Origin of the sequence: Hyphococcus luteus (assembly GCF_002943565.1) — a bacterium.
GTDB classification, from domain to species: Bacteria; Pseudomonadota; Alphaproteobacteria; order Caulobacterales; family Parvularculaceae; genus Hyphococcus; species Hyphococcus luteus.
On sequence record NZ_PJCH01000015.1, the window covers coordinates 655777 to 674904 of the forward strand.

At 63.3% G+C, this 19128-nt stretch carries 19 protein-coding genes; 7 read left to right on the forward strand and 12 right to left on the reverse strand.

What is annotated here, in order from left to right; genetic code table 11:
• Positions 1–7: 7 nt before the first annotated feature.
• The 3 genes from flgK to CW354_RS19095 are packed head-to-tail and all read left to right on the forward strand — an operon-like array spanning position 8 to position 3589.
• Complete coding sequence (flgK, locus tag CW354_RS19085; RefSeq protein ID WP_104831650.1) at positions 8–1477, forward strand: flagellar hook-associated protein FlgK; 1470 nt, start codon at positions 8–10, stop codon at positions 1475–1477.
• Positions 1478–1480: 3 nt separating this feature from the next.
• Positions 1481–2482: a flagellin gene (locus CW354_RS19090; protein WP_104831651.1), complete on the forward strand. Its 1002-nt coding sequence runs from the start codon at positions 1481–1483 to the stop codon at positions 2480–2482.
• Positions 2483–2485: 3 nt separating this feature from the next.
• Positions 2486–3589 (forward strand): flagellar basal body P-ring protein FlgI, encoded by a 1104-nt coding sequence (locus CW354_RS19095; protein WP_104831652.1) that lies wholly within the window; start codon positions 2486–2488, stop codon positions 3587–3589.
• 108 nt (positions 3590–3697) lie between these two features.
• Here the strand turns inward: CW354_RS19095 and recO are convergent, their stop codons facing one another.
• The 10 genes from recO to folK form a co-directional block, all read right to left on the reverse strand.
• Complete coding sequence (recO, locus tag CW354_RS19100) at positions 3698–4423, reverse strand: DNA repair protein RecO (RefSeq protein ID WP_104831653.1); 726 nt, start codon at positions 4421–4423, stop codon at positions 3698–3700.
• 172 nt (positions 4424–4595) lie between these two features.
• Positions 4596–5531 (reverse strand): GTPase Era, encoded by a 936-nt coding sequence (gene era / locus CW354_RS19105; RefSeq protein WP_104831654.1) that lies wholly within the window; start codon positions 5529–5531, stop codon positions 4596–4598.
• Positions 5532–5694: 163 nt separating this feature from the next.
• On the reverse strand, positions 5695–6396 hold the full coding sequence (rnc, locus tag CW354_RS19110; RefSeq protein WP_104831655.1) for a ribonuclease III: 702 nt from the start codon (positions 6394–6396) through the stop codon (positions 5695–5697).
• Positions 6393–7205, reverse strand: coding sequence for a signal peptidase I (lepB, locus tag CW354_RS19115; RefSeq protein WP_104831656.1), 813 nt, complete (start codon positions 7203–7205; stop codon positions 6393–6395). The genes rnc and lepB overlap by 4 nt, the downstream gene beginning before the upstream one ends.
• A gap of 41 nt (positions 7206–7246) precedes the next feature.
• Positions 7247–7645, reverse strand: a complete 399-nt coding sequence (gene acpS / locus CW354_RS19120) for a holo-ACP synthase (RefSeq protein WP_104831657.1) — start codon at positions 7643–7645, stop codon at positions 7247–7249.
• 154 nt (positions 7646–7799) lie between these two features.
• Positions 7800–8561, reverse strand: a complete 762-nt coding sequence (locus tag CW354_RS19125) for a pyridoxine 5'-phosphate synthase (RefSeq protein ID WP_104831658.1) — start codon at positions 8559–8561, stop codon at positions 7800–7802.
• Positions 8562–8702: 141 nt separating this feature from the next.
• Entirely contained in the window at positions 8703–9305 is a 603-nt protein-coding gene (gene pyrE, locus CW354_RS19130; RefSeq protein WP_104831838.1) for an orotate phosphoribosyltransferase, read from the reverse strand.
• Complete coding sequence (locus tag CW354_RS19135; protein WP_104831659.1) at positions 9292–11562, reverse strand: RelA/SpoT family protein; 2271 nt, start codon at positions 11560–11562, stop codon at positions 9292–9294. The genes pyrE and CW354_RS19135 overlap by 14 nt, the downstream gene beginning before the upstream one ends.
• Before the next feature lie 84 nt (positions 11563–11646).
• On the reverse strand, positions 11647–12012 hold the full coding sequence (rpoZ, locus tag CW354_RS24155) for a DNA-directed RNA polymerase subunit omega (RefSeq protein ID WP_104831660.1): 366 nt from the start codon (positions 12010–12012) through the stop codon (positions 11647–11649).
• A gap of 122 nt (positions 12013–12134) precedes the next feature.
• Positions 12135–12635 carry a 2-amino-4-hydroxy-6-hydroxymethyldihydropteridine diphosphokinase gene (gene folK, locus CW354_RS19145; RefSeq protein ID WP_104831661.1) on the reverse strand — a complete coding sequence of 167 codons (501 nt, stop codon included), beginning with the start codon at positions 12633–12635 and terminating at the stop codon, positions 12135–12137.
• 66 nt (positions 12636–12701) lie between these two features.
• Here folK and CW354_RS19150 point away from each other — a divergent pair, with 66 nt between their 5' ends.
• From CW354_RS19150 to CW354_RS19160, 3 genes are all read left to right on the forward strand, one after another.
• Positions 12702–13334, forward strand: coding sequence for a LabA-like NYN domain-containing protein (locus CW354_RS19150; RefSeq protein ID WP_104831662.1), 633 nt, complete (start codon positions 12702–12704; stop codon positions 13332–13334).
• 5 nt (positions 13335–13339) lie between these two features.
• Positions 13340–14029 carry a uracil-DNA glycosylase gene (locus CW354_RS19155; protein ID WP_104831663.1) on the forward strand — a complete coding sequence of 230 codons (690 nt, stop codon included), beginning with the start codon at positions 13340–13342 and terminating at the stop codon, positions 14027–14029.
• Between the two features lie 106 nt (positions 14030–14135).
• Entirely contained in the window at positions 14136–14612 is a 477-nt protein-coding gene (locus CW354_RS19160; RefSeq protein WP_133162382.1) for a hypothetical protein, read from the forward strand.
• Here the strand turns inward: CW354_RS19160 and smpB are convergent.
• Positions 14609–15082, reverse strand: a complete 474-nt coding sequence (gene smpB, locus CW354_RS19165; protein WP_104831665.1) for an SsrA-binding protein SmpB — start codon at positions 15080–15082, stop codon at positions 14609–14611. The two genes, CW354_RS19160 and smpB, sit on opposite strands and share 4 nt — an antisense overlap.
• Positions 15082–15963 (reverse strand): 4-hydroxy-tetrahydrodipicolinate synthase, encoded by an 882-nt coding sequence (gene dapA / locus CW354_RS19170; protein ID WP_104831666.1) that lies wholly within the window; start codon positions 15961–15963, stop codon positions 15082–15084. Before dapA ends, smpB begins: the two co-directional genes overlap by 1 nt.
• A gap of 227 nt (positions 15964–16190) precedes the next feature.
• Between dapA and CW354_RS19175 the strand changes: the two genes are divergently transcribed.
• The gene (locus CW354_RS19175; protein ID WP_165793839.1) at positions 16191–19049 is read left to right on the forward strand and encodes a transglycosylase SLT domain-containing protein; all 2859 of its coding nucleotides are present in this window, start codon (positions 16191–16193) and stop codon (positions 19047–19049) included.
• Positions 19050–19128: the final 79 nt, after the last annotated feature.

The window sequence follows — 19128 nt, forward strand, 5'->3', positions numbered from 1 at the left end:
CGTCTTTATGACAATCTCCCAGGCGCTTTCGAATGCGACCTCCGGCCTCACTGCGACGTCGCGGCGGGCCGGCGTCACGTCGAACAACATCGCCAATGCGCTGACCGAAGGCTACAGCCGCCGCGAAATCTCGTTAGCCGAACGCGTCGTCAGCGGTCAGGGCGCCGGCGTCACCGTCGCCGGGGTTACGCGCGCGAGCGATCCCGCCATCGCTTATGAACGCCGGATCGCAGACGCCGACCTCGCTTATAGCGGCGCCAACGCCGACGCCATGACGCGCATATCGAACCTTCTGGGCGGACCGGAAGACGCCTCGTCGCTGTTCCAGAAATACGCCAGCCTCGAATCCTCCCTGCGCGCGCTTGCCGAAACCCCGGATTCGGCGCCGCTGCAGCAGCAAGTCGTCTCTTCGGCGAACGATCTCGCCAACGCGTTCAACAAGATTTCTTCGAGCTATCAGAAAATCCGCGCTGACGCCGACAAGGAAATCGGCGAACGCGTCGCGGGCGTCAATGACGCGCTTCAGAAAATCGAAGACCTCAACAATTCGATCAGCCGCGGCTACGCCTCCGGCGCCGATGTCGCGGCGCTTGAGGACCAGCGCCAGCTGCTGATCAACAAGGTCAATGAATCGATCCCGGTGCGCGAGCTTCAGCGCGACCACGGCAAGGTCGACCTGATGACGCCGGAAGGCGTTTTCCTGCTCGCCGGCACGGCGCGCACAGTGGAGTTCACGAGCGTCGCCAATGTCAGCGACGGCATGCAATATAACGGCGGCGCCGGCGCGCTTTCCGGTCTTTCCGTCGAAGGCAAGGACATCACGCCCGGCGGTCCCGGCGGTCAGAATCTTTCCAGCGGCGCCATCGCCGGTCTTTTCAATGTGCGCGACACCGCCGTGCCGGAGATGTCCGGCGCGCTCGACGCGCTTGCTTTCGACCTTGTCGGCCGCTTCGCCGACCCGGCCGTCGACGCGACGCTCGCTCCCGGCGATCCCGGGGTCTTCACCGACAACGGCGCGGCGGCCGATGTGTTGACCATCACCGGCCTTGCCAGTCGCCTTGAACTCAACGCCGCGGTCGATCCCGCACAAGGGGGCGCCGCCTGGCGCATGCGCGACGGCGTCAACGCCGCAACGCCGGCGGCCGCAGGCTCCGACATCACCTTGCGCGCCATGATCGACGCGATGACGCAGACGCGCCCGGGCGAAGCCGGGCTGCAATCCTCCCGCGATCTGAACGCCTCGGAAGGCGCGGCGCATCTCGCTTCTCTCGCCGGCGCCGCGCGCAGCCACGCCGCCGATCAGGAAATCGCCGCCACGGCGCTGTCGCAAAGCCTTTATGAGGCCGAAAAAATGCAGACCGGCGTCGATACGGACGCCGAACTGCAAAACCTCCTGGTCATCGAACAGGCTTACTCGGCCAATGCGCGGGTCATTCAAACCGTGGAGCAGATGATCAGCCGGTTGATGGAGCTCTAACCCATGTCCTCTTACGGTTTTCCCACGCTTCTCCAATACAGCCGGCTGACCGGCGCGGCCGCGGACCTGAAATCCAAGGCGGCCCAGGCGCGCACGGAAACCGTGACCTGGCGCATCGCCGACATGAAAGGCGAACTCGGCGCCAGGATCGGCGACGTTCATCTTCTCGACAAAGCCATCGGCGACGTGCGCGCCCGCCAGGACGCCGCGGCGCGCGTTCTCGGCCGGACGCAAACCATGCAGCTCGCCCTGACCAATGCAACGGAAGGCCTCGAATCCATCGGCGCCGGCCTTCTCGACGCCATCGGCCAGAACAACGAACCCAGCATCGCCATCAACGCGGAAAAAGCTGAGCTGCAGCTTGAAGCGGCGATATCCGCCTTCAACAGCCGTTACGAAGGCAGGGGCCTTTTCTCCGGCGACGCCACGAACCAGCCGGCGCTGGCGGACGCCGAAACGCTGCTCAACGACGTCCGCGCGATCTTTACCGGCGCGGCCGACAACGCCCAGCTCCAGACCGATCTCGACGCCTATTTCAACGCCCCGGGCGGCGGTTTTGAAACGAACATCTATACCGGCGGCGCGGGCAATGCGGCGCGCACGGAAATCGCCGACGGCGAGCTTGTGGATTACAGCGCCAAGGCCGACGAACAACCCGTACGCGACCTGTTGCGCAATCTCGCGGCTGCCGTGGTCGCCAATGAACAGACCGGTTTCGCCGGACGCGAAGAAGCGCTCTCAACCGCCGCCGGCGGGCTGATCCAGTCGGCGAACGATATTGTCGGCGTTCGCGCGCGCATCGGCGCCGCGGAAGAACGCATCGCCGCCGCCGACGAACGCCTTGAAGCCGAAGCGACGGCGCTCAGCGCCACGTACAACGAACACACGGCGCGCGATCCGGAAGAAGCCGCCACGCGCCTGAAACAATACGAAGCGCAGCTTGACGCGGCCTACCTCATGACGTCGCGCATCTCCCTCCTCTCGCTCTCCAATTATTTGAGATAAAAAATGTTTGAGCATCTGAAAATATTCCTCGCCGCCCTTCTCGCCGGCTTTGTCTTCTGCGCCGACGCGGCCGCGGATGTGCGCCTGAAAGACATCGTCAATATCGAAGGCGTCAGAGGCAACGATCTCGTCGGCTACGGGCTTGTCGTGGGCCTTGACGGCACGGGCGACGGCGTCCGCAATTCTCCCTATACGGAAGAAGCGCTGTCGAGCCTGCTCGAACGGCTCGGCGTCAACGTCCAGGGCGAGGATTTCCGTCCGCGCAATGTCGCCGCCGTGGTCGTCACTGCGACCCTGCCGCCTTTCGCGCGCGCCGGCTCGCAGATCGACATCACGGTTTCGGCCATCGGCGACGCCAGCAATCTTCTTGGCGGCACGCTGATCATGACGCCGCTCCACGCCGGCGACGGCCAGATCTACGCGGTCGCGCAAGGCCCGGTCCTCGCCAGCGGGTTCTCCGCGGAAGGCGACGGCGCCTCGGTGACCTTCGGCGCGCCGACCACCGGCTCGATTCCGCAAGGCGCGCGCGTCGAACGCGAGATCGATTTCAATTTCGAAGAAATGGAGACGCTGCGCCTTGCCTTGCGCTCACCGGATTTCACCACGGCGACGCGCGTCGAAGCCGCGATCAACAACGCCTTCGGCAAGCCGGTGGCGAAACTGCTCGATCCCGGCACCATCGAAATCGCCATGGTCGACAGCCCGGTGCACATGATCGGGCGCATCGAAAATATTCGCGTAAGGCCCGAACAGAAGGCCCGCATCGTCATCGACCAGAAATCGGGAACCGTGGTGCTCGGCGCCGACGTCAAGATTTCGACCTTCGCGGTGACGCAAGGCAATCTCACCATCACGGTCAAGGAAACGCCCTTCGTCTCCCAGCCCAACCCGTTTTCGCGCAAGGGCGAGACCATCGTCCTGCCGGACACGACGATCGAGGTGGACACCAATTCCGAACGGCGCATCGCCGAAGTCGACGAAAACGTCTCGCTTTCCGACTTGATCGAGGGCCTCAACGCGCTCGGCGTCGGCCCGCGCGAGCTCATCGACATCCTGAAATCGGTGAAAGCCGCCGGCGCGCTCCATGCCGAGCTGGTGTTGATGTAAATCTTCTTTTGCGCATGGGCCTTACGCCCATGCGATCCTCGCTTCGCTGCGGGCGCGCGGTCGCGCTTGCCTCTCTCGCAATGAGAATTGCTCATTGCGAGGTCGGTTTCACAACCTTCCCTTCAATAATTCGACAATCCTCATCCGCGCTTCGGGCAGTTGTTTGTCCGATAAATGCAGAATGCGGGTTTCGATGAAATGCCCTGTGGTGGCGAGCGCGTCGATGGCTTCTTTCGGGCTCGCTTCACTCGAGGCGCCCCGTAAAAACGCCGGCAGGGGCAAGAGCTTATCCTTATAAGGCTCGCCCGCCTCCGCCGACACGGCGCAGGCCGAGCGCGGCGAGACATAGACAAGGTTCTCCCGCGCGCCCGTCGCCGCGCAGCGGTCGAGGGTCAGTCCAAAGCCGAGCTCGGCCAGCAATCCCAGCTCCCAACGCGCCATCAGCGCCGGCCAGACCTCGATGTCGTCGAGATTGGCGAGCAGCACCGCCATCGCCGTGTAAGCGCGGGCGTGCGCCTCGCGTTCGGGCAGGGTCGCGAGCGCCACGGCGCAGGCGGCGGAGAGCGCGGCGAGCGACAGGCGCTCGCCCATGGCCTCGCCCGCGCGCGCATGGGACATTTCCAGGGAAAAATGGCCGAGCGAATCTTCGCCGCGGCCTTTCCATTCGAGCGTCACTTCGTTTCCCGCCTGCAAGAGCGGGCGCATGCGCTTGCCCTGCCCGCCATAAACGAGCCCCGCCCAGCGGCCATGGCTTTGCGTAAAGACGTCCACCACCGCATGGGTCTCCCCATGGGCGCGCGCGTCGAGAACGATGCCGACATCAGTGAAGTTCATTTCTTGCTCATTATGACGCGCTCACCATCCACAGTCGCCTTCCCACGCTTTAAGCGTGGGATCCATTTCCCGTCACGCACAATGCGCGAAATCGAAAGCATAACGCATAGAGCTGGAACAGGTAATGGACTCCACGGGCAAGCCGTGGAGAGTCGCAGATGGAAAGCTTCCGCTACTCCACGCTATCGAGCCCAATACTCCTCAGCCGCGCCCCCTCCTCGTCCCAGCCTTCGCGGACTTTGACGTGGAGGAACAGATGCACGGGGATCCCGAGAATGTCGGTCAGTTCCTCGCGCGCGGCCTGGCCGATGGCTTTGAGGGTCTGGCCGTTCTTACCAAGAACGATGGGCTTCTGGCTGTCGCGCGCCACATAAATCGTCTGGTCGACGCGCACGCCCGACTTGGTTTCTTTCCAACTGTCGGTTTCGACGGTGGAGTCATAGGGCAGTTCCTGATGCAGGCGCAGGAACAGCTTTTCGCGCGTCACCTCCGCCGCCATCAGCCGGTCGGAAATGTCAGAGAGCTGATCTTCCGGATAGAGCCACGGGCCCGCCGGCGCTTTTTCTAGGAGGAACGTTCTCAAATCGCCGAGCCCGTCGCCATTCTTTGCGGAAATCATGAAGACGTCCGTGAATATGCCGGCCTCGTTCAGATCTTGCGCCAGCGCCAGCAGTTTCGGGCGGGCGATATCGTCGATCTTGTTGAGGACCAGCGCCGCCTTGCGGTTCGCGGCCTTCAGCCCCTCGATGATGCGCTCGGCGTCGGCGCGGGACTTGCCCGCCGCGCCTTTCTCGGTCTCGCCCGCAAGATAACCCGGCGCGTCGATCATCATCAGCGTGATGTCGGACCCCTCAAGCCCTTCCCAGGCGGCGGCGACCATGGCGCGGTCGAGCTTGCGCTTCGGCGCGAAAATGCCCGGCGTGTCGATAAAGACGAGCTGTGTTGCGCCGTCGGTGAGGATGCCGCGCACGCGCGCGCGCGTCGTCTGCACCTTCTGCGTAACGATGGAAATCTTCGCGCCGACAAGCGCATTAACGAGCGTCGACTTGCCCGCGTTCGGCGCGCCGATCACGGCGACAACGGCGCATTTGGTGTTTTCATCGGACATATGCGCCGCCTATGAGCGTTCATTCCCTCTCCCCTTTGGGGAGAGGGTTAGGGTGAGGGGGAAAGTCAGCATGCAAATAACAACCATATCTCCCCCTCACCCGGAATTCGACGACGAATTCCGACCTCTCCCCGCAGGGGAGAGGTGAAAAGCCGCCCACAACTCACTCATCGTCTTCCGACCATACGCCTTCGCGCACCAGCAAGGCACGCGCGGCCTCCATCTGCGCTTCGCGTTTCGAGCGGCCCTCGCCATGCGCCGGCTTTAGCCCCTTGACGCGCACCGCGACCTTGAAGTCCGGCGCATGGGCGGGGCCGGCCGCGTCGACGACATCGTAATCGGGCGTGCCGAGCTTTCTGTTCTGGCTCCATTCCTGCAGCGCGGTCTTCGGGTCCTTGTGCACTTTCGAGAGGTCTTCGAGATTCGGCGTCCAGAACTGATCGAATATGCCCCGCGCCGCATCGAGCCCGCCATCGATATAGATCGCGCCGAGCAGCGCCTCCATGACGTCGCCGAGGATCGCCTTTTTCTTGCGCCCGCCGGACTGCGCCTCCCATTCGGACATCATGATGAACCCGTCGAGTCCGAAATGGAGCGCCGCCTTGGCGCAGGTTTCTTTCCTGACCAGCGCGTTGAGGCGCGGCGCCATCTCCCCCTCTTCATAATGGGGATAGCGCCGCCAGAGTTCCTCCGCCGTTAAGAGCCCGAGGACGCGGTCGCCGAGAAACTCCAGCCTTTCGAGATCGCGCACCGTGCGCTCGCCGCCCGACAGGCTCGAATGGGTGAGCGCGCGGGTCAACAAACTCTTGTCCTTGAAGGCGTGGCCGATGCGCTTTTCAAGCTCGGCGAAGTTCGGCTTTGTCATTTCACCGGATCGAAAATGCGGCCGTAGCGGACGGCGAACGGCCATTTCCAGGGCGTCCAGAGTCTGGTTTCCTGTCCGTCCACGGAGAAAAACAGACGTTCGGCGCGACCCACAAGCGCGTCTTGGGGAACATAGCCGACCTGGCTGATGACGCGGCTGTCCTGGGATTGATCGCGATTGTCGCCCATCATGAAATAATGGCCCGCCGGCACATGATAGGCGGACGTGTTGTCGAGCGGCCCGTCGTCGCCCGCGCATTCCTGCACGATATAGGAAACGCCGTTGTCGAGGGTTTCGCGATATTCCGGCGCGCCCCAGCCCGGCCCGCAGACATCGGAAACCTCAGCCGCGACAAGTTCTTTCTTCACCGGCTTGTCGTTGATGTGAAGGCGCCCGCCGAGCACCTGGATTTTGTCGCCGGGAAGGCCGATGACGCGCTTGATGTAATCCTTGTTGCCGTCTTTGCGATTTTTGAAGACGACGACATCGCCGCGTTTCGGTTTGCCGAAAGCGAGAATGCGCCCGTCGACCGGCAGGCGCGTCAGCGGATAGACGAGCGAGGCTTTCGAATAGCCGAAAGTCGGTTTCGAAACGACGAGAAAATCGCCCACGAGAAGCGTCGGCTTCATGGAGCCCGACGGGATGTTGAAGGGCTGGAAAATGATAATGCGCAGGACAAGCGCGATAGCGACGGCGAAGAGCACGGTCTTGGCGAGGTCCCAGGCCTCTTCCGCCGCGGTCATCGGCGTTTCGGCCGGCTTGGCCGAAGTCTTCTCGGCGATGGGGCCGCTCTCTTCGCTTGTCGACATGACGCTACCTTTTTGCTGCCCGCCCCAAAAGACCAAAGACCTTATTTAGCCTGCGCATAGATAATGACAATGGCCTGAGCCAGGGGAAAATCGTCGGTGATGGTGAGGTGAATGTCCGGAATATGGCCTTCCGGCGTGATTTCCTTCAATCTTTCCGCCGCCCCGCCGGTGAGATTAAGGGTCGGTTTGCCGCCGGGGAGGTTAACAACGCCCATATCGCGCCAGAAAACGCCGCGCGACAGCCCGGTCCCCAGCGCCTTGGCGCAGGCCTCTTTCGCGGCGAATCGCTTGGCGTAGGACGCGGCCCGGTTGAGTCGTTTATCGGATTTCGCCCGCTCGATGTCGGTGAAGACGCGCATGGTGAAGCGCTCGCCGTGGCGTTCGAGCGTCTTTTCCACGCGCCGGATGTCGATGAGATCGTTGCCGATGCCGATAATCATGGAGCCTTCACCCAAGCCCGGCGCCCGGTCCGCAAACACTTCGTCCTTCGAGACGCAAAAAATCCTTCATCCTGAGGAGAGCCGAAGGCTCGTCTCGAAGGGCGAAGGGTTTTTTGCTCCTCAGGATGAAGTGTTTGCTCGCAAATAAACATTCTTAATAAAGCCCGCCCGTGCGCGCGTCACTCATCAGGCGCTTCATTTCCTTCACCGCCTCGGCGAGGCCCATGAACACCGCCTCGCCCACGAGGAAATGGCCGATATTGAGCTCGACGATCTCGGGGATCGCGGCCACCGGCTGCACATTGAGGAAGGTGAGGCCATGGCCGGCGTGCACTTCCAGCCCGAGCTCGTCGGCGAGCTTGGCGCCGGCGCGGATCTTTTCAAGCTCCGCCTTGTAGAGCGCCGGTTCGGTTTTCAGGGTCGCTTCGTAATAAGCGCCGGTGTGGAGTTCGATGACCGGCGCGCCGGCGGATTTCGCCGCCTCGATCTGCGCCGGTTCGGGATCGACGAAAAGCGAGACGCGAATGCCCGCATCCGTCAGCTCACGGACGAAGGGCGCGATGAAATTATGCTGGCCCGCGACGTCGAGCCCGCCTTCGGTGGTGCGCTCATTGCGGTTTTCCGGCACGAGGCAGCAGGCGCGGGGCTGCACCTGCGTGCAAAGCTGCAGCATCTCCGCCGTCGCCGCCATTTCGAAATTCAGCGGCAGGCCGATTTCCGCCTTGAGCCGGCGCATGTCGTCATCGGTGATATGGCGCCGGTCTTCGCGCAGATGCGCCGTGATCCCGTCAGCGCCCGCCCCTTCGACGAGCAACGCCGCGCGCACCGGATCGGGATGCGGGCCGCCGCGCGCATTCCGGATCGTCGCCACATGGTCGATATTGACCCCGAGGCGGATGGGTTTTTTGTCCGCCATTACACACTCACCTTTAGAAACACGGCGAAACCTTCATCCTTCGAGACGCCCTTTCCCTTCGTCCTTCGAGACGCGCGCATTTCATGCGCGCCCTCAGGGTGAAGGGAAAGGGCGTCTCGAAGGATGAGCTGCGAAGACCGCTCATTGGCTGACCCCGCGGCTGCCGGGCTTGACCGCGGGCGTGCCTTTGAGATGCGCGGGAAGATTGTCGGGCTCCCAGGCCTCGACCTTGATTTCGGCGAGCGGAATGATCGGCGCGCCCACCTCCACCGCGCCCGCGGACCGGTCCACCAGACAGCCGAGCGCCAGCACTTCCCCGCCCGCTTTTTTCACCGCATGGATCGCCTCGCGCGCAGACAGCCCGGTCGAGACGATGTCTTCCACGACGACGACGCGCGCGCCCTTAGGGATCGAAAAGCCGCGGCGCAACTGGAACTCGCCCCCCTCACCTTCCTTATTTCTGACGCGCTCGAGGAACATGAAAGGCGTTTTCAGATGCCGCGCGGTTTCATAGCCGTAAATGATCGCGCCCATGGCCGGCGAGACGACATAGTCGATGTCTTTGACTTCCCCTGCGATCTTTTCGGCGAGCGCGCGGCACAGCCGTTCGGCGCGGTCGGGATACATGGAGACGATGGACTTGTTCAGATAAGTGTCCGAATGCAGCCCCGAAGACAGGATGAAGTGTCCCTTCATCAGCGCGCCGGCGTCTTCGAATTCTTTCAGCGCGTCAAAGCTCGTCATGGTCGTCAGCTCCTGTCCGTTCGGCGTCAATCACATTCGGCGAGGCCCTCAAGCCCGCCAGCATATGCGCAAGCTGGCGCGCATCCTTCACTTCCACATCCATAATGAAATCCACAAACTCGCGCGAGCGGTCCTGAATGCGGATATTGGCGATGGAGACGCCATAGCGCGCCACCGTTCCCGCAACTTCGGAGAGAACGCCGAGCCCGTTGCGCACCGTCGTGCGGATGCGCGCAAAGGCGGCGCCGGTTTCTTCCTGATCGCGCCATTTGAGATCGAGCCAGCGCTCCTGGGGCGGGTCTTCCTCTTCGAGGGTTTCGCAGGAAATCGCATGCACCATGATCGAGCCGTCATCCTGACGGATGCCGACAATGCGCTCGCCCGGCAGCGGCGTGCAGCAGCGGGCCATTTTCACCTGAACGCCGGGCGTCAGGCCGGAAATGGCGAGGCGCGGGCGGAAAGCGCTCATGGAGGCGCCGCGGATTTCGCTTTCGCTTTCAATGGAGGCGCCGGGATAGACCGCCTCCACGAGATCGCCCACTGGGAGTTCGCCGCGGCCAATGGCGGAGAGCACGTCATCCACCGACGACTTGCCGAGCCGTTTCAGCCCTTCGCGGATGCCCTTGATGGAGAATTCCAGATTGGCGCCGGTAAAGACGCTTTCCGCAATAGAGCGGCCGAGCGCGACGGTTTCGTCATGCTGCATCTTCTTGATGCGGCGGCGGATGGCGCTCCTGGTGCGGCCCATGACGGCGATGCTTTCCCACTCCGTCGGCACGGGCGCATGATCGGAGCGCAAAACCTCAACCACGTCGCCATTGTTGAGGGCCGTGCGCAAGGGCCGCTGCACGCCATTGATCTTCGCGCCGATACACTGGTCGCCCACATCGGTGTGAACGCCGTACGCAAAATCGAGCGGCGTCGCGCCCTTCGGCAGCGCGATGACGCGGCCCTTGGGCGTGAAACAGAAGACCTGGTCCTGAAACAGTTCGAGCTTGGCGTATTTCAGCGCCTCATCCGGATCCTCGCCGGACTGGAACATTTCAACGAGTCGACGCGGAGTTTCGTATGGATCGTATTGCCCGCGGGTGACGATCTCGACGCTCGTGTCGCCGGCGCCGGAATCCTTATATTGCCAGTGCGCGGCGACGCCGCGTTCAGCGGTTTCGTGCATCTCGTAAGTGCGGATCTGGATTTCGATGCGCTGGCGGCGCCCGTCTGCAGAAGGCGGGCCGATCACCGCCGTGTGGATGGAGCGGTAATTGTTCGGCTTGGGCGCGGAAATGTAATCGTCGAATTCCTCGGTGATCATCCGCCAGTTCGAGTGAATGACGCCGAGCGCCGCGTAACAGTCCTCCGGTTTGTCAACAAGCACGCGGAAGGCGTAAATATCCGCAAGCTCGTCGAAAGAAACGCTCTTTTGCGTCATCTTGCGCCAGATCGAATAAGGCCGCTTCTCCCGGCTCGTCACCTGCGCCTTGATCCCGGCCGCCGAAAGCCGTTCGCGCAGGACATTCGCCAGTTCGAGAACCGCGCTTAAGGAATTCTTCTGGAGATCGTCGAGCCGCGTCGCAATGGTCTCATACGCGTCGGCGCTCAATTCGCGAAAAGAGATGTCTTCGAGTTCTTCGCGGAAACGCTGCACGCCGATGCGCCCGGCGAGCGGCGCATAGATGTCCATGGTCTCGCGGGCGATGCGCTGACGCTTTTCCGGCTTGGAGATGTAGTGGAGCGTGCGCATATTGTGCAGCCGGTCGGCGAGCTTGACGAGGAGGACGCGCACGTCGTCCGCCATGGCGAGCACCAGCTTCCTGAAATTCTCCGCCTGTTTCGACGCCTCGCTTTTCAGCTCGATCTGGGAGAGCTTGGTGACGCCGTCGACGAGCCGCGCGATCTCCGGCCCGAACAGCTTGTCGATGTCGATGATCGACGCGTCGGTGTCTTCGACGACGTCATGCAAAAGCGCCGTCGCCACGGTCGCGGGATCGGCGCGCAAGCTGGTCAGGATCGCCGCCACCGCGAGGGGATGGGAAAAATAAGGATCGCCCGAGGCGCGCGTCTGACCGCCATGGGCTTTCATGGCGTAGACATAAGCCTTGTTCAGGAGATCTTCATCCGCCTCCGGATCATAAGATTTGACGCGATCGACAAGCTCGACCTGGCGGATGAAGCCGATGGGCTGGCGCGAGGGCGGGCGCGCCGCCGCTTCAGGGGGTGGTGCTGTCGCTTCTTCGCCGGCCGCTTGTTTCTCCGTCATATCCCTTCGGCCATCACATCAAACTGCGGCCGGCAGGGATGCTCCGCGCTTACTCGGGCAGTCCGGAACCGCCGGCCAGAACTATTAGCCCTTAGGCAAGGTCTGCGGCGTGGTCATGCCCGCCGCCTGAATGGCCTTGAGATAGTCTTCTTCGGTCATCTTATCGAATTCCGGCGCATCGGCTTTTTCCGGCGCGGCTTCGGCGTCTTCGCTCTCTTCGACCTCGACCTGTTTTTGCAGGGAGGAAACGAGATCCTCCTCGACCTGATCGGGCTCAAGCTCGCCGTCGGCAAGCTCGCGCAGGGCGACGACCGGGTTTTTGTCATTGTCGCGCTCAACGAGAAGCGGCGCGCCGGAAGACAGAACCCGCGCGCGGTGCGCGGCGAGCAGCACGAGTTCGAACCGGTTCGTGACTTTCTCGACGCAATCTTCAACGGTGACGCGGGCCATTCATGTCTCCAGAAATCATCGTAAAATATGGGGTCGCGCCGGCCAGAGGCCGGAGCGGGACTTATTGCCATATCGTCTGCGCGGGGCCGAGACAAGCACTGCGGCGCAAAAAAACGGCGAAATCACGAGATTTTAACCACGTCCGCGGCCGCGCCCCGGTCAGTCAATCGGGCGGCGAGAGCGCCCGCCCTTTCGCCTGTGACCGGGTGGCGCCAGTCCGGGGCGATCTCGGCCAGGGGGATGAGGACAAAGGCCCTGTCAGCGAGCCGCGGATGGGGCAGCGCCGGGCCGCCATCGGCCCCTTCCCGCGCCATATCGTGATAGGCGAGAAGGTCGAGATCGAGGGTCCGCGGGGCGTTTTTCTCCGAGCGCCGGCGCCCGAAGCCCGCCTCGACGGCGTGAAGCGCGGCGAGCAGCGCCTGCGGCCCCATATCGGTCTCGATTTCGGCGACCGCATTCACAAATGGCGGATCGGCGGGATCCGGCCAGGCCGGCGTGTTATAGAGGGACGAAACGCGCTTCAGGTGCGACATTCGGCCAATGGCGTTAAACGCCCTTAAAACAATATCTTGCGAATCAAGACCGCAAAAAGGCAAGTTGGAACCGGCGGCGATTAAAATCATTATTGTTCAAATGGATGTCGCGCAGAAAGCGGACTTTATTTCAAAGCTAAACTTCACGAGGCGATTATGACGAAATTCCTTGGCCTGCGCGAGCAGGAAAAGACGGCTTATTTTATCGACGGCGCCAATCTCTACAAGGCCGCCCGCAATCTCGGTTTCGATATTGATTACAAGAGCCTCCTGGCGAAAACGCAGGAGGCGTGCCAGCTGATCCGCGCCTCTTATTACACCGCCATTCAAGAAGACCGGGACCAGGACTATTCCCCGCTGCGCCCCCTCGTCGACTGGCTCGACTATAATGGCTACACCATGGTCACCAAGACGACGCGCGAGTTCACCGACCCGCAAGGGCGCAAGCGCTTTAAGGGCTCGACCGACGTGGAGCTCGTGGTCGACATGATGCTCATGGCCGACCGCCTCGACCATCTCGTCCTGTTCTCCGGCAATGGCGATTTCCGCCGGGTGATCGAGGCGATCCAGGCGAAGGGCGTGCGCGTCAGCGTCGTCTCCACGGTGAAATCCTCCCCGCCCATGGCGTCGGACGAGCTGCGCCGTCAGGCCGACAGCTTCATCGATCTCGCCGATCTCGAAAACATCATCGGCCGGCGCGGCGGCCCGTCCCGCAAACCGAAGCCGGCGGTGGAGTATGAAGACGATTATGAGGACGATTACGAAGACGACTTCGAAGACGTCGATTAATCCTCATGCCCGCCGCCAAACGCGCAGCGCCGGCTGAAGCCGCACCCGCCGATCCTCCGCCGGAGCCGCCCGTCGATTGCGATTTATGCCCGCGGCTTGTGGAATTCCGCGAAGAAAATCAGGAAACCTACCCGGATTATTTCAACGGCGCGGCGCCGTCTTTCGGCGATGCGCAGGCCAAATTGCTGATCGTCGGCCTGGCGCCGGGCCTGCACGGCGCGAACCGCACCGCCCGGCCCTTCACCGGCGATTATGCGGGCGACCTCCTCTACGCGACGCTGGCGAAATTCGGATTCTCCAAAGGGACTTATAAAGCGGACCCGAATGACGGGCTTGCGTTAAAGCGCGCGATGATCACCAATGCGGTGCGCTGCGTGCCGCCGCAGAACAAGCCGACCGCGGCGGAGATCAAAACCTGCCGGCCGTTTCTCGTCAGCCGGATCGAGGCCCTGCCGCGGCTCGAAGCGATCCTCTGCCTCGGACGGATCGCGCATGATTCAACGCTCGCCGCCTTAGGGCTTAAACAAAAAGACGCTCCTTTCGCCCATGGCGCGGCCCATGCGGTCAAGGATCGCGGCCTCGTCCTGTTCGACAGCTATCACTGCTCGCGCTACAATACGAACACGCGCAGGCTGACGCCTGAGATGTTCGAGTCGGTGTTCGCCGCGATCATTGAGAGGATCGGCAAAGGCTGACGGCAAGATCGGCCGAAAACGGGAAGGAAACGGAAACAGCCGGGCCGCCGAGGCGCGCGCCCGGACAAGAGCGCAGCAGCGGACCAGCAGCGGGAACGAAGACGCCATGAACAGAAACTGGGGCCTGCCCCCGAAAAGCGACCGGGACGCGTTCCGCAACGCCAAGGAGGCCAAGCCCGGCATGACGCTGTTCGTGAGCGCCGTTTTCGGCGTCATCGGCGCCGCCGTCGCCGCCATCAGCTTCGCCGAGGCGCGCGATGCGGCGGTCAGCCTGTTTCACGGCGTCAGCATTATTCCGGCGATCGTCGCGGCGGGCTTCGGCTGCTGGACCTATATCTGGCTCGCCCGCCCGCGCTTTGCGGCGCAGCTTTCCGCCAAGGGGGATCCGTTTTCGAAGCTGGTGCGGTTTTACGCCAAAGCCGCGCTCGGCCTCGGCGTCATCCTGCTTCTGGCGAAACTGACGGGCGCCCTCGATCCGAAATTTATCAGCATACTGCTCTTGTGCATTTCCGGCGGCGCCGGCGCGGCGGCGGCGTTCCAGACCGTGCTCGCCTTCGTTCCTTATTATGAGGAAGAGGCCTAGCCGCGTTCGCGCAATAATCGCTGCTTCTGGCGGTTCCAGTCGCGCTCTTTCGAGGTGTCGCGCTTGTCATGCACTTTCTTGCCCTGGCCGAGCCCGAGCTCGAGCTTGGCGATGCCGCGTTCGTTGAAATAGAGCTTTAACGGCGTCAGCGTGTAGCCCCGGCGCTCCACCGCCTGCGACAGGCGCGCCATCTCGCGCTTGTTGAGCAAGAGCTTGCGCTTGCGTTTCGGCTCGTGGTTCTGGCGATTGCCGGCGGAATATTCCGGGATGTTGGCGTTGATCAGCCAGATCTCGCCGCCTTCGGGCGAGGCGTAGCTTTCCGCGATATTCGCCTTGCCTTCGCGCAGGGCCTTCACCTCGGTGCCCGTCAGGACGAGCCCCGCCTCCACCGAATCCTCGATGAAATACTCGTGGCGCGCGCGGCGGTTCTCCGCAACGATCTTGCGGCCCTCTTTGTCTTTGGCGGCCATCAGCCGAGAAGGCCGATCTCTTCGAGCGCGGCCTTGACCTTTGCTTTGGCGGCGTCGTTCGGCGCGACCATAGGCAGGCGCAGCTCGTCCGACATCAGCCCGAGGAGCGACATGGCGTATTTCACCGGTCCCGGCGAAGCGTCGGAAAAGAGCGCGTCATGCAGCGGCGCCAGCCGGTCCTGAAGCGCCCGCGCCGTAACGTAATCGTCGCCGAGGCAGGCGTTCTGCATATGCGCGCAAAGCTCCGGCGCCACATTCGAGGTCACGGAAATGCACCCCGTCCCGCCCATGGCGTTGAAGCCCACCGCCGTCATGTCCTCGCCGGAAAGCTGGATGAAATCCTCGCCGCATTCGCGCCGCTGCAGGGCGACGCGCGCGAGATCGGCGGTCGCGTCCTTGACGCCGATAATGCGCGGCAGCTTCGACAGGGTCGCCATGGTCTCGCGCGACAACCCGACAACCGTGCGCGCAGGGATATTGTAGATGATGATCGGCACGTCCGTCGCGTCATGGAGCGCGGTGTAATGAGCGACAAGCCCCGCCTGGCTCGGCCGGTTATAGTAGCCGGTGACGGACAGGATTGCGTCGACGCCGATTTTCTGGATGCGCTTCGCCATGGAAATCGAATAAGCGGTCTCGTTCGACCCGGCGCCGCCGATCACCGGCGCGCGGCCGGCGGCGGCCTCGACGCACAACGTAATGACCCGCTCATGCTCCTCATCGGTGAGCGTCGCGGATTCGCCGGTCGTCCCAACGGGCACGAGCCCATGCGTGCCGGCGGCGATCTGGCGCTCGACGAGCTCCTGGAAAGCGCGTTCATCGACGGCGCCGTTTTTGAACGGCGTGACGAGAGCGGTGATTGAGCCTTTAAAGTGTGTCATAAGCTTAATTTTCTCAAATTTTAGGCCTCGATAACGCCAAGGCCCGCTTTCAGCAAGCGCCGCCTGTTTGGATGGAGCCCCGATTAGGCTATTGTATGGCGAACCGGTGAGTTTGAGGCGGGAGTTTTCTCGGTATGACGCGTAAGGCGCCCACGGATCACAATCGGCGCAGGCAGGCGGGGGCGAGGCGGAGTTTCAAGGCGGGGCGGCCGAGGCGCGTCCCGTTTTTGCACGCCGCCGCGGCAGCGCTGGCGGCCGCCTTGTTTTCGGCCGGCGCGAGCGCCGCTCCCCTGACCGCCCCCGCCCCGCAGATCAAGCCGCCCGCGCCCGGCCCCGCTTATATGACCCGGGCCGACAAGAACCGCCTTCTCGCAGTCTCCAAGGCGCTGAAGGCCCGCCAGTTTTCCACAGCGAAATCCCTGACCGAGCTCGTCGAAGATCCGATCGCCCAGAGCCTCGGCGAGTGGATGTATCTGATGGCGCAGGACCCGAACGTGGATTTCAACGAGGCCGACCGCTTCCTCGATTCCCATCTGCAATGGCCCGCGGTCTCGCGCATCAGCAGCTATGTGGAAAAACGCATTCCCAATGACGCGCCCGCCGGCGAGGTGCTCGCCTTTTTCGATTCGCGCGCGCCGGTCACCGGGGACGGCAAGATTCAGCTCGCCCGGGCCCTGTTTTCCGTCGGCGACCAGGAAGGCGGCGAACGTTATCTGCGCGACGCCTGGATCAACAATAATTTCACCATCGCCGAAGAGCGCCGCATTCTCTCCGTCTATGGCCGGCGGCTGACGCGTGAAGATCATGCGGCGCGGGTCGACCGCCTCCTCTGGGGACGTCAGGTCACGAATGCGCGGCGCGTCTTCCCTTATCTCTCCTCGCATGAGCGCAAAAAGGCCGAAGCGCGCGCCGCTCTCCTCCTTCAGGCCTCCTCGGGGCAACGGCTTTACGACCGGCTGCCGGAGAAGGACCGGCTCGACAGCGGCATGCTGCACGCCGCCGTGCGCCATAACCGCCGGCGCGGGCAGGAAGAACGCGCCATCGCGCTCGCGGCGCTGGCGCCCGACAATCCGGAAGACTTGCGCAATGGCGCGCGCTGGTGGGACGAGCGCGGCATCCTGATGCGCTGGGCCCTGAAGAACGGACGCTTCGCCGACGCCTACAAGCTCGCCGCCGAAAACGGCATGGACGAAGGCACGGATTACGCCGAAGCGGAATTCTACGCCGGCTGGATTGCGCTGCGCTTCCTGAAAGAACCGGAACGGGCGGAAACGCATTTTCTCGCGCTCGCCTCGGCGGTCGGCTCGCCGATCTCCGTCTCGCGCGCCTATTACTGGCTCGGCCGCGCCGCCGCGGCCCAGGGGGATGCGCAAGGCGCAAAAATCTATTACGCCAACGCCGCCGAGCATTATTATTCCTATTACGGACAATTGGCGGCGGAAGAAGCCGGCATCGATCTCACCGACGCGACCTTTTCCGCGCCGACAGAGGCGAGCCCCGCCGACCGCGCGCTCTTCGCCTCGCGCCCCGCCGTTGCGGCCTTGCGCATGCTCACCGATCTCAATCTCGACTACGAGTTCATGGTCTTCGCCTATCATGTGGATGACGAGCTCGAACGGCCGGGCGAATATCTCGAGCTCGCCAAGATCACCGAAGGCGAAGGCGCGCCGCATCTCACCGTGCGCGCCGGCAAGGTCGGCATCCAGCGCGGCGCCTTCGCGCCGGAAGTCGCCTACCCCCTCGTTTTCGTGCCGGACGAGGCGGCGCGGTTCGTTTCGCCGGAAATCGTTCTCGGCCTGTCGCGCCAGGAGAGCGAGTTCAATCCGCGCGCCTATTCGCGCGCCGGCGCCCGCGGCATGATGCAGCTCATCCCCTCGACGGCGCAGATCACCGCCCGCAAAGAAGGGCTGCGCTATTCGCGCTCGGCGCTGCTCGACGATCCGGTCTACAACATGACCATCGGCGCGGCGCATCTTTCGCATCTCGTCGACCGTTTCGACGGCTCGCTGATCATGACGCTGGCCTCCTACAACGCCGGGGCGAACAGGGTGAACCGCTGGATCGAGGAATATGGCGACCCGAGAAGCGATGCGGTCGATCCGCTCGACTGGGTCGAGCTCATTCCTTTCTCGGAAACCCGCAATTATGTGCAGCGCGTGCTTGAGAACACGCAGGTTTATCGCGGGCGCCTCAACAACAAGCCGATCCCCGGGCGCCTCGCCGGCGACATCGAGCGCGGCGGCGCGCGCGGGCGCATCGCCAACAAGACGGCCCCGTCCGTGGTGCTGGCGAGCGCCGCAGCGCCGTTCAGCGCCGCGCCCATTCCGCCCGTTCCCGAGCGCACGGTGGAGCGCGCCCGGCGCTACGCCATGGAAAACCCGCCGGCGCTTCCCGGCGCAAACGTAGAGACCGGCCCCGAAGGCGCCGCGCCCATCGCCTATGAGGAAGGCAAAGCGTCCGCCAAAGACAAGAAAGGAAGGCGGAAGTCAGGAAAACGCGGCGCCAAGCCCGCCAAGACTGACGCGCCCGCGCCCGTCCTGACGCCGGTTGCGCAAAACTCAGACGCGCAGGAAAGCGCGCCCGCCGAAGCCCTCGCGCTGAACGAGACGCAGGAGCCGCATGCGCCGGCGCCCGCCGAAAGAACGCAGGCGGACGCAACGCAAGCGGCGGCTGATGAAGAGCCGCCCGCCGCGGACATCGCCGACAAGATTTCACAGGCGGAGGGCGGCGATGCGGATGGCGTGAATGCAGAACAAGCCGCGCTGGAAACAGCAGCGCCCGCCGAAGGCTTCGCCGCAGAAACGGAAATGTCCGGGTCGGACGAAAAATTTCTCGATAAAGCGAAAGCCGCCGGACCCGCAGACGGCGTTCTCAATGATGAAATGGAGGCGGACGCGCCGCCCATGGCCGAGGCGGTCGAAGACGCGACCGACGATCTCAGCCTCACCGGCATGAGCGAAAGCGAATATTGCCGCGCCTATCGCGAATTCCTGACCCGCAACGGCCTTGCCGAAGAAGCGGGCGCCGCAGACCTCAACGCCGCCGCCCTCGAAGAACTCCAGGGCGAGGATGGGGCGTGTAAGTAAAGCAGAGAAAAAATCTCTGTAAAATGAAGCCGATAAACAACACCGGACGAAGCCGAAGAGCCGCCTCCGGGCCGAACTG